This window comes from Streptomyces gilvus (genome assembly GCF_022513565.1).
Classification (GTDB): domain Bacteria; phylum Actinomycetota; class Actinomycetes; order Streptomycetales; family Streptomycetaceae; genus Streptomyces; species Streptomyces gilvus.
In genome coordinates, this window is sequence record NZ_JAKWBE010000052.1 from 21,268 (window position 1) to 30,563 (window position 9,296).

Sequence of the window (9,296 nt, forward strand, 5' to 3'; positions counted from 1 at the left end):
TCCTTCTGGACATGCCGCAGCCCCGGGCCTGGTTTGGTCCGGGGCTGCGGTGCCGGGCGCGCAAGCCGGCTGCGCTGCGGTTTCCCGCGTCTATGGGCACAGGTGTGCTACTGGCACCATGTTCACGCTACGTGCCGATCTTGTCCAGCGGTGATTGCGGTGAGTCGTCGGCGGTCTGCCGTGCGGCGAGGTACTGGGCGGCGTGCTGGTCGTACTGGTCGGGGCTCATCTGGTGGCCGCAGTCGAGGCAGTGGATGTGCCAGCGGCCGTCGGTGCGTACGAGGGTGCACAGGTCGCAGGCGGGGCAGGGTGCGGCGCGGGGCTGCTGGCGGGGCTGGGTGTGGGTGAGGTTGCGCAGGCGCCGGGTGAGGCTGTCGAGTGCGTAGTAGAGGTCGGCGGCGGCCGGCAGGGTCAGGGCGAAGGGCAGGTACGCGAGCAGCCATGTGCACCAGCCGGTGATGGTCTCGCCGCGGGCGGGCAGCGCCTGCTCGCAGGGCTGGGTGCGTGCGGTGCCGTAGGGGTCGCGGCCTGCGGCCGGGTAGTGGTAGGCGATGTGGCCCGCCCAGGCGCCGAGGATGGCGGCGATGGGCGCGGTGCCGTCGTCGTCGCTGCCTGGCACGGCGTCGTGGCGGCCGGGGCCGAGGAGGACCAGGACGCGAAGGTCGACGGGCACGGGGGCGTCGGCGCGGCCCGTACCGCCGAGGCGGCCCTGGGTGGGCCGTCCGGCGGGTGCGATGAACTCCTGCAGGAGGCGGGCCTGGGCGGGGATCTCGGTGAGCCAGCCGCGCAGCTCGCCGGAGTGGACGAGGCACAGGTGCTGTCCGTCCGGCGCGGTGCGGGGGCAGATGGGGCAGCTACTCACGGTCGGCCTCATGGTGGGCGTAGGGCTTGCGTCCCCAGCGCTTGTCGACGTCGTCGTCGGTGACGGGGAGTTCGCGGTAGGGCTTGGCGGGTAGGGCTTCGCCGGTCTTCAGCGCCCACCAGCCGGCGCAGACCATGGCGCCGAGCGGGAGGCCGCGGAAGGTGGCCACGGGTGTGTAGGCGCCGAATGCGCTGATGGGCATGTTCTGGTGGCAGAAGAACGGTTCGTCATTGGGCAGTTGGGCGCCGGCGTTCTCGAGCTCGGGCGAGCCCTGACGGTAGGCGCAGTCGGCGCATGGTGCCCGCATCACGCCGGGCGGCCGCGGCGCGCGCTCAGCATCGCCGCACGGCTCGTCAGTGAGGCCGATACCCGAGCAGTGGAAGCAGCGCTCGCGGCCCTCGCCGTCCTCGCTGGGCTCGATGCCGCCGACGCAGAACGGGCACTTGAAAGGCAGGATCAGCAGCTCGCTCATCGCGTGCCTCCGGGCGTTCCGGTGTAGTCGTGGCAGTGGCCGCAGTAGCCGTAGCGCTTGTCGTCGGGGTGGTGGGAGATGCGTCGGCAGCGGGGGCAGGTGAAGGGCAGGGGGCCGAAGTGCTGTTCGAGCTGGGCGGTGATGTCGGCCTCGGTGCGGCCGCCGACGATGGCGATCTGCAGCGGGGGCATGCCGAGCTCGGCGAGGTTGACCTTGATGGGCTCATCGGCCATGAGGCGGGTGACGTTCTCGCCGGACAGGCCCAGCAGGACCACGGTCTGGCCCAGGGAGGTACGCAGAACGGCCTTGATCACGGCTGCTTGCCCTTCTGAGGGGTGCGGCGGTCGATGGCCTCGATCCAGGCCACGGCGACGGCGGCGACCTGGACGAGCTCGGCGCGCAGCTTGGCTGGGTCGCGTTCGGCGCTGGCCTCGGCGACTTCTTCGGCCAGGATGTCCGCCCATGTGCCGTAGCCCGATCCGAACGCGTCCTGGCACCACTTGCGGGCCATGTCGGCCTGCTCCTGTTGCGTCTTGTTGCCCGTGCCGTCGGGGTGGTTCTGCTCGTTCCATCGTTCGTCCTGGCGGCCGCGCTCGGCGAGGACCTCGCGCAGGACGCGATACGTGGTGTTCGGGTTCGTCATGATCGTTCTTTCCTGCCGGTGGGGACCGGCCATGGTTACCGGATAGTAACGCGGGGTCTCGCGCGCGCACGCGTGCCTGCGTTTCGCGCGCGCGATCGCAGGCGCGTGCGCGCGAGGCGGGCTACGGCTGCTCGTCGTCGGCGTAGGCGCGGCGGGCGTAGCGGCGGTCTTGGATGTCGCCGGCGGTGTCGCGGGCGAGGATCCAGGTCAGGACGTAGCCGGCGAGGGCCCACCAGTAGTCGCCGAGCACGGTCGCTTCGGTAGCTGCGGCGATGCAGAGCAGGGTGATGACGATGCCGAAGGCGACGTCGCCGCGGCTGGGGATGTGGAACATGGCTTTCCTGTCTGGGTGGTGGGGTGGATCTGGTAGCCGAGGTGGGCCAGGTAGGCGAGGACGTGGTCGGCGACGTCGGGGGCGTGGAAGGGCTGTACGGGGTCGGTGGTGATCCACCAGTCGTCGAGGGCGGCCGCTATGGCGATCTGAGGGGCAGTCATCGCTGCCACCGGTGGGGTCGTACGCCTTGGCGGCCGCGGGGGATGGCGAGGCGCGGCCGCGGGCGTGGTGCGGGTACGGGGCAGGTGGCGACGTGGGGCATGTGGAGTTTCTCGGCGCCTTCGGGGGTGGGGCGTTCGTGGGTGAGCTGGCGGACGAGCCAGCGGCCGGTGTGGTCGACGCGTACGGCCTGGTTGCCGTCGGGGTTGGGCTCGTGGTCGACCATCTGCGCGCGCTGGTTGACGGTGACGCACCAGATGACGGGCTCGTGGCATCTGGGGCAGTAGCTCGGGCCGTTGGGGGCGGGCGGGCGTGGTGGCGGGTAGGGCATCGCATCGGGTCCTTGTCGGTCAGGCGCAGGTGCGGCACAGGCCGCCGGGCAGGGGTTGGCGGGACGGTTTGCCGCAGTGGCGGCACTCGTTCCAGTCGCTGGTATGCGGCGGGTGAGCGGTGTCGATCTCGGCGCAGGCTTTGCATGGCGTGCCGGTGTGGGCGAGGAATCCCCAGTGGCAGTCGGTTCTGCCGCAGCGGGAGCGGACGGGCAGGACGGCGCCCAGCAGCCAGCGGCCGGGGTCGCGGATCTCTTCGGCGGGTGTCCAGGCGCGGAGCCGGGTGAGCTGGTCGCGGATGTCGTCGGCCCAGATCCCGGCGTCGAGTTGGCGGCCGATCTCGCGGGCGACGCGGCGGACGGCGAACGCCGTGGTGTGGGGCAGGAGATCAGCCACGGGCGCCAGGACGGCCCAGACGCGTGGGCTGAGGGTCAGCTGGGGTCCGGCGTACGCCGGGGGCGCAGCGGGGCGCACATGGCTTCGGAAGGTTGCTGGTGCCGACGAGGCGGGCGTGGGGTTTTCCACAGGCTCGCCGACCCACTTACGGTCATCTCGCCTACGGCGGAAAGCACCACGCTCCTGCGTACTGCTCTCGTCAGTCAGTCCAGCGTCTTCCTTGATCGCGAGGGATCCGCCATTCGTGTCCGCAGCCGATCCGCCATCTGTGTCCGGTGGCAGCGGCTCCTCGGGCACGGGGTGCAGCGGGTGGTCGTGGACGGTGTAGAGGTGGCGGCCGTGGTCCCCGGCGCGGCGGTGGACGGCGATCCAGCCGAGGGCCTCGAGCTCATCGGTCATACGGCGGGCGGAGCGCTCGGTGACGCCCAGGAGGCCGGCGAGCTCGGCCGCGGTGACCGGCGTGCGGGTGGCGACGGCGTAGGCGAGGGCGCAGTACAGCACGAACAGCGGATGTCGCAGGCTCTTGACGGCGAGGACGGCCACGTACGCGAAGTGCTCGCCCCGGGCCACGCCGCGGGTGTGGCGTACGGCGGTCTCGCCGTCACCGTCCGAGCCCGTACGGCGCACCGTCGTCAGCTCGGCGCGGCCGTCCGGCCCGGGCGCGGCGAGCTCGGCGATGTAGCGCTCGGCCGTGCGCTTGGAGTTGCCCAGGTACCCGGCGAGGGTGGCCACGCCGGCGCGGCATCCGTCGGAGCGCTGGGCGAGCGCGGTGATCTGTGCGTGATAGGCGACGGCGCCGGGTGTGTAGATGCCGCTGCCCCACACGCGCTTCGGCACCTTGACCTTCTGCCGGTACCAGGCCGGGGCGTCGGTCTGCGCGCGGGCAGCACCAGCGGCCCCACCACGGGTGTGGTGGGGCTCGCAGGCGAGCGCGGGCAGACGGTTCACAGGGTCCTAGCTGGTGTCGTCGGCGAGTTCCTCGCCGCCGGGAACGGTGTAGGTGGCGCCGCACGGGCCGGTACGGATGCCGGGGAAGATGTGGCGGTGGACAGAGCCGCATCCGTCCGGCCCGTCGCAGTGGACGGCGTACTCGGTGCGGCCCTGGGTGCGGATCGGCTCGAACACGGCGGCCGCGGGGCCCCCGTAGGCGGGCGGATCGTCGGGCAGCAGCTCTAACTGCTGCTCCTGGCCGCTCACCGGTCCTCGCTGGTACTCGGTGGCTCCTGACGGCGCAGCTGCTCGGCGGTCGGCAGGGTGAGTGAGATCGGCCGCAGCAGGTTCTTCGGCTCCCAGGTGCGGATGTCCGGACGGCTGACGAGGCCGGCCTGCTCCAGCTGCCGCAGCGAGAGCCGCACCTGCTTTCCGGTCAGCCGCAACGGGCGGGCCAGCTCCCCGGTGTCCGTCGTGCCGGGCGGCAGGTAGCCGCGCTCTCCGGCCATGTGGGCCAGGCCCCAGCCCAGCAGCCGCGCGGCGTGGTGCTGCAGCGGGGGGGCCATGAGCGCCTCCTCCCACGCGTGCCGGTCGTAGGCGGCCAGCCGGGACGCCGGAGCGGGCGGCGTCGGCTTGCGCTGGGCGAGGACGGCCGGAGTCACGGTCGGTCTGGTCAGCGGTTCGGTCATCGCGAACTCCTAGGAATCGGAGCGGACTTACGGGATGGCGGGGCCCGGGCAGCGCCGGGCGTGGATGAAGCGGATGGAGGCGACGAAGCGGGCAACGTCGGCGGCCTCGCCGCGCTGCTCGAACAGGCAGCCGTGCGGGCACGTCAGGCGGGCGTAGGGCGGGCGCACCCAGCCGTAGGGCGGCCGGTAGTCGGCCACCACCCACAGCCCGTGCATCTCGCTCGGCGCCCACGTCTCGGCCACCGCGTCTACCTGGCCGGAGCGAGGGGTGACGGGTTGGGGCTCGGCGTCGGCACGGCGCCCGCGGCCGGATGGCCGCAACTGCCGGCGAGCGCCAGGACGACAGCCAGCAGGACGGCCGACAGCAGCAGCCAGGTCCGGTACACGTGAGCCTCCTTAGGTCACACGTTCGGATCGGTGGGCCGCCCGCCCCGCAGGGGAGTTCGGGGCGGACGGCCCGGTCTCAGACAGCCGGACGCACGGCCTTGGGTTTGAGGTGCATGCCGGTCACGTCGAAGGCCTGGCCGTCATGCAGCAGGCCGCGGTCGCGGGCCGCCCGGTAGGCGGTCGCCAGCCGGTCGACGGCGAAGTTGACGACCTCGGCCGCCGTCGCTCCGGCGCGCTGCAGGAGCGCCAGGTCCTCGGCCAGGCCGGGGAAATCGTCGAGGTCGACCACCAGCCGGCCGCCGTCGCGCGCCACCTGCGCCACCGGCGCAGGATCTGCCGCGAGCGGCGCACCGTCCGGCGCTCCCTGCGGCGCATCGTCCGGGGCGGCCATCTCCGAGTCGTCATCGCTGACCTGCGGCGCAGCCGTCGAGTCCGTCTCCGCGGGCGGCGCACCGTCCGGCGCGGTCGCGGTAGCAAGCCGTTCCAGATCGCGGCGCACAGTGTCCTTCGAGACCTTGAGCCGCTTCGCGATGGCGCGCTGGCTCAGGCCATCGTCGGCGAGCTGGCGCACCAGCGTGAGCCGGTCGGCACGCGTCACGTCTGGCCCCCAATGTGGACCGGGCGGCCGTCGCGGACGATGGTCAGCCGATGCGGACCGGCTTCCATCCATACCTCGGTCAGCGGATCGGGGTCGTCGTCGACGGCGAAGCAGCCGACCATGCCGTCGAGGAACTCGGTGTCCTCGGGCAGGGTGTGGCAGAGCAGCTGCATGTTCAGGAACTCGTCGTTGCTGCCGGCAACGATCCGGTAGGTCTCGCCGAAGGCGCCCATCTGGCCGATGGCCTCGTAGTGGACGTGGACCAGGTCGCCCGGGCGCGCCGGGTACCAGGGCGCCGAGGTGAGCCGGGCGTAGCCGTCCTGCAGTGCACCCACCTCGCCGGCGAGGTCACGGCGACGCTTGGCGTCCTCGGCCATGGCCAGCGGGCTCGTCTGCTCGCTGTCGTCGTCGAGGGGGAGCTGGGCGACGATCCGCATGGCGAGGGCATCGACCTGCATCGCCCACGGACGCGGAGCCTGGGGAGTCGGGTTCTCGATGTCGGGCAGTGCGCGGCCGTAGATCAGATCGGCGGCAGGGACGCCGTCGGCGGGCTGCTTCAGGACGCGGACGATGATCTTCAACGCCTCGGGACGGCGCATGCTGGTGTCCTTCGATGTGGTGCCCGGGCGGAGAGAGACGGTTGTCAGGGCACGTCCCGCCCCGCCCGGAGATCAGGTGGGTGTCGGTCAGGCGCCCGCGGCGGCCGCGAGCTCGGTGCTGGTATGCGTGGTCCACGGCACGGCGAGCGCATCGAGCGCTGTGCCGGGGCGGATGCGGCCCAGGCGGCGGCCGCACTGGCAGGCGCCGACCAGGTCACAGCCGGAGTACTCGACGATCAGGGCGTGACCGGCGGCCGCGCTGCCCGCCAGGGCGCCGAGAGTGGCGGCGTCGACGCGGGCGAGCGCCGTGTCGATGGCGTCCGCCAGCTGCGGCACGGTCGCCGTCCAGTCCGCCAGCGTCGAGCGCGGGCCGAGCCCCTGCACCACGCGCTCGAGCAGCTCGTGTCCGACGGTGGGACGAGTCAGCACGGGGTGGTTCAGGGTCTGGGCGATGACGTCGCTGCGGGTGATCACGTGGGCTCCCCCGGGTGGCTGCGGTGGCGGCCGCTGCCGGCGGCGTCGCCGACAGCGGGGCGGGCGGCGCGGACGCGGTCGAGGTTGATGTGCAGCCGAGTCGGCCGGGGCAGCGGCGGCAGCGTGTGCCTGACGGGCTGGCCGATCGGTGAAGGCGGCTGACGGTTGGCGAGCTCATCGATGACGCCGGCGACAACGAACAGCGCCAGGGCCGCCACGGCGAGGATGATCAACCATGCTTCGGCGCTCATAGGGTCTGCTCCCGCTCGTCGAAGTTGACCAGGGCGATGTCGAGGTAGAGGGCGTGTTCCCAGCGCGCTGTGCGGTCCGTGGCCTGCCAGGTCGCGTCGAGGTGGCGCTGGGTGAACTCGAGGGCCGCTTCGTGGATGACCTTCGGGGCGGCCAGCACGTCGACGTCGAGCAGCAGGTACTCTCCGTGCCGGTCGTGCGCCGACCAGCCGGTGACGTGCGACCAGACCAGGTTCAGGCCGTGCTCGTCGACGTCCTCACCGAGCGCCTGGTGGCCGGGCGGCCAGGACAGGCGCAGGAACAGCTCCGACTTCCCCCGTACGCCAGCCTCCGTCGCGCCGGGCATGAGCCCGTGGGCGGTGAGCTCGGCGTGGACGGCGTCGCCGTACGGCAGCTGCGGCAGGGACAGGGTTCGGGTGGCCTCGCCCACGGGCAGCTGGCCGCTGCCGAAGGTGCTCTTCCCGATCTGCCCGCCCACGCCCTTCGGGGCGCTCACCGCTCCTCACCGCCCGTCGGGACGGCACGGAGCTCGGCCCGGGCGCGGGCGATCGCCTCACAGCGACCAGGGCAGTACCAGTGCGCGGCCGCACCGTCCGCACTGCCCTTCACCCGGACCATGCCCTCGGCCGGCGGCCAGCCACTGTGGACGGCCGGTGTGCCGCAGGCCTCGACAGTGCAGGCCTCGACGACCGCCAACTCCGGTGTCGTGCGGGGCTTGTGGTTCATGCCGCCGTTGAAGACGTGCCGGGCCTTGAGCTGTGCCTCGCTGGTCTCCGGCAGGCGAGGACGCTGAGCACGCGTCGGCATCAGCCCTCACCGCCCTTGGCGGCGGTCGGCTCCTGCTCGGCGCGCCAGGCCGCGGCCTCCTCGTCGCTCAGCTCCCGCGAGTCGATGGCCTTCACCTCGACCCCGGAGATCCGAGTCGTGCACTTGTGGATCGCGAAGGGCCGCGGATTGCCCGAGAACCCGTCGTGGACGGTGATCTCTACCTCGGCGCCGAAAGCCTCGGCCCAACCGCGGACGTCGTCGACCGTTTCCGTGGAGATCTCAAGCGTCGCCATGTCGGAGTCCTGTATGAACGACGACAACGCGGTACGAGGCCTGATCTCCAGCACCGACAGATCGGGATGCTCGGCCAGCAGTTGGCGAGCGACCTGGGCGGTGCGGAACGCGGCCGACTCGAAGGCCTCAATCGTCTGCAGCGGACTGCGCTTGGTGGTCTCGCTCACAGCCCACCGTCCAGCTCGGCCTGACGGTCGGCCACGCGCTGCTCGTGGGCGGCGCGGGCGAGTGCGTCGAACACGCACATGTCCGAGCAGTACCAGCGGGCCTCGTCGCCGAGGGATGCGATCTGCAGCCGGAACCAGCCGAACAGGGACGGGTCGGAGGCGTCGTAGTCGTCGACGGTGCCGCAGCCCTCGGTCGGACACTTCGCGTGGATGTCGTGGGCCTGGCTACTGAGGAGGGAGGCGAGCGCCTGGCGCTCCTCGCCGCTCAGGACGAGGTCGGCGCGGCCGCCGTACGCGCTGGTGCAGCGGACCACGGCCCGTGTGCCGCCGGCGGGGAACTCGACGCACCGGTCCGCGTTCCAGATCAGGGTCATCGGGAAGCTGTCGAGCGCGGTGCTGCCGCACTCGGCCGCCGCGGCGACGGCAGCGACGAGCAGCATGTCGTCACCGGGGCGCCCCTCACACAGGCGCAGCACGGCCTCGACCTGGCGGCGCGAACCGGCGACCGCCGCCAGCTGCCGGCGCGTCTCCTCGAGCTCGGCCGCGTACTCGGTGCGGGCCTGCTCGAGTACGGCCGTCCGTACGGCCTCGACGTGCTCGGCGTCGAAGAGGATGCCCGCCTGGCGCTCGGCCTCGGCGAGCTGCTCGCTGGTTGCGGTGCCGTTCTCTTCCATCGTGGCGTCCATGACGGCGGCTGCGGCCTGAAGAGGGGTCACCTTGGCTGGCGCGGGCGACGGCGTCTGCTCGGCCTCGGTGGCGGGCGCCCCTGCAGGGGCGGGGATGGAGACGCCGTACGAGGCGTACGCGGCGCGCACACGGTCAGACATCGCGGGCGGCACGGGCGCCAGGCCATGAGGCAGTGCCTCAGGCGGGTTCTGGGATGATGTGGTCACGGTGAACCACTCCTTTGCGGAGGTGTGGGTTACTGAGGGGTCGTGCTCCGGGT

The 9,296-nt window shown here is 72.3% G+C and carries 19 protein-coding genes; all 19 read right to left on the bottom strand.

The features are described 5' to 3' along the window. Positions 1-127: 127 nt before the first annotated feature. Complete coding sequence (locus MKW14_RS39810; RefSeq protein ID WP_240871465.1) at positions 128-862, bottom strand: hypothetical protein; 735 nt, start codon at positions 860-862, stop codon at positions 128-130. Continuing rightward, complete coding sequence (locus tag MKW14_RS39815; RefSeq protein WP_240871466.1) at positions 855-1,334, bottom strand: hypothetical protein; 480 nt, start codon at positions 1,332-1,334, stop codon at positions 855-857. The genes MKW14_RS39810 and MKW14_RS39815 overlap by 8 nt, the downstream gene beginning before the upstream one ends. Then, positions 1,331-1,648, bottom strand: a complete 318-nt coding sequence (locus MKW14_RS39820; RefSeq protein ID WP_240871468.1) for a hypothetical protein — start codon at positions 1,646-1,648, stop codon at positions 1,331-1,333. Before MKW14_RS39820 ends, MKW14_RS39815 begins: the two co-directional genes overlap by 4 nt. After that, complete coding sequence (locus MKW14_RS39825) at positions 1,645-1,977, bottom strand: hypothetical protein (protein ID WP_240871471.1); 333 nt, start codon at positions 1,975-1,977, stop codon at positions 1,645-1,647. The genes MKW14_RS39820 and MKW14_RS39825 overlap by 4 nt, the downstream gene beginning before the upstream one ends. A 121-nt stretch (positions 1,978-2,098) precedes the next feature. Next, positions 2,099-2,311: a hypothetical protein gene (locus MKW14_RS39830; RefSeq protein WP_240871473.1), complete on the bottom strand. Its 213-nt coding sequence runs from the start codon at positions 2,309-2,311 to the stop codon at positions 2,099-2,101. Between the two features lie 157 nt (positions 2,312-2,468). Continuing rightward, positions 2,469-2,801 carry a hypothetical protein gene (locus MKW14_RS39835; protein WP_240871474.1) on the bottom strand — a complete coding sequence of 111 codons (333 nt, stop codon included), beginning with the start codon at positions 2,799-2,801 and terminating at the stop codon, positions 2,469-2,471. Between the two features lie 19 nt (positions 2,802-2,820). After that, a complete protein-coding gene (locus MKW14_RS39840) occupies positions 2,821-4,143 on the bottom strand; it encodes a helix-turn-helix domain-containing protein (protein WP_240871476.1) in 1,323 nt (440 codons plus the stop codon). A 6-nt stretch (positions 4,144-4,149) separates the two neighbouring features. Then, on the bottom strand, positions 4,150-4,392 hold the full coding sequence (locus MKW14_RS39845; RefSeq protein WP_240871478.1) for a hypothetical protein: 243 nt from the start codon (positions 4,390-4,392) through the stop codon (positions 4,150-4,152). Next, the gene (locus MKW14_RS39850) at positions 4,389-4,814 is read right to left on the bottom strand and encodes a hypothetical protein (protein WP_240871480.1); all 426 of its coding nucleotides are present in this window, start codon (positions 4,812-4,814) and stop codon (positions 4,389-4,391) included. The genes MKW14_RS39845 and MKW14_RS39850 overlap by 4 nt, the downstream gene beginning before the upstream one ends. A gap of 27 nt (positions 4,815-4,841) precedes the next feature. After that, complete coding sequence (locus tag MKW14_RS39855) at positions 4,842-5,057, bottom strand: hypothetical protein (RefSeq protein WP_240871482.1); 216 nt, start codon at positions 5,055-5,057, stop codon at positions 4,842-4,844. Positions 5,058-5,062: 5 nt separating this feature from the next. Then, positions 5,063-5,200, bottom strand: coding sequence for a hypothetical protein (locus MKW14_RS39860; RefSeq protein WP_240871485.1), 138 nt, complete (start codon positions 5,198-5,200; stop codon positions 5,063-5,065). 77 nt (positions 5,201-5,277) lie between these two features. Next, positions 5,278-5,799 carry a helix-turn-helix domain-containing protein gene (locus MKW14_RS39865; protein WP_240871489.1) on the bottom strand — a complete coding sequence of 174 codons (522 nt, stop codon included), beginning with the start codon at positions 5,797-5,799 and terminating at the stop codon, positions 5,278-5,280. Continuing rightward, positions 5,796-6,398 carry a hypothetical protein gene (locus MKW14_RS39870; RefSeq protein ID WP_240871491.1) on the bottom strand — a complete coding sequence of 201 codons (603 nt, stop codon included), beginning with the start codon at positions 6,396-6,398 and terminating at the stop codon, positions 5,796-5,798. Before MKW14_RS39870 ends, MKW14_RS39865 begins: the two co-directional genes overlap by 4 nt. An 87-nt stretch (positions 6,399-6,485) precedes the next feature. Next, positions 6,486-6,872: a hypothetical protein gene (locus MKW14_RS39875; RefSeq protein ID WP_240871493.1), complete on the bottom strand. Its 387-nt coding sequence runs from the start codon at positions 6,870-6,872 to the stop codon at positions 6,486-6,488. Continuing rightward, positions 6,869-7,123, bottom strand: coding sequence for a hypothetical protein (locus tag MKW14_RS39880; protein ID WP_240871495.1), 255 nt, complete (start codon positions 7,121-7,123; stop codon positions 6,869-6,871). The genes MKW14_RS39875 and MKW14_RS39880 overlap by 4 nt, the downstream gene beginning before the upstream one ends. Then, the gene (locus MKW14_RS39885) at positions 7,120-7,617 is read right to left on the bottom strand and encodes a hypothetical protein (protein WP_240871497.1); all 498 of its coding nucleotides are present in this window, start codon (positions 7,615-7,617) and stop codon (positions 7,120-7,122) included. The genes MKW14_RS39880 and MKW14_RS39885 overlap by 4 nt, the downstream gene beginning before the upstream one ends. Further along, complete coding sequence (locus MKW14_RS39890) at positions 7,614-7,928, bottom strand: hypothetical protein (protein ID WP_240871499.1); 315 nt, start codon at positions 7,926-7,928, stop codon at positions 7,614-7,616. Before MKW14_RS39890 ends, MKW14_RS39885 begins: the two co-directional genes overlap by 4 nt. Continuing rightward, positions 7,928-8,350 (bottom strand): hypothetical protein, encoded by a 423-nt coding sequence (locus MKW14_RS39895; RefSeq protein ID WP_240871500.1) that lies wholly within the window; start codon positions 8,348-8,350, stop codon positions 7,928-7,930. The genes MKW14_RS39890 and MKW14_RS39895 overlap by 1 nt, the downstream gene beginning before the upstream one ends. Further along, entirely contained in the window at positions 8,347-9,243 is an 897-nt protein-coding gene (locus tag MKW14_RS39900) for a hypothetical protein (RefSeq protein WP_240871501.1), read from the bottom strand. The genes MKW14_RS39895 and MKW14_RS39900 overlap by 4 nt, the downstream gene beginning before the upstream one ends. Positions 9,244-9,296: the final 53 nt, after the last annotated feature.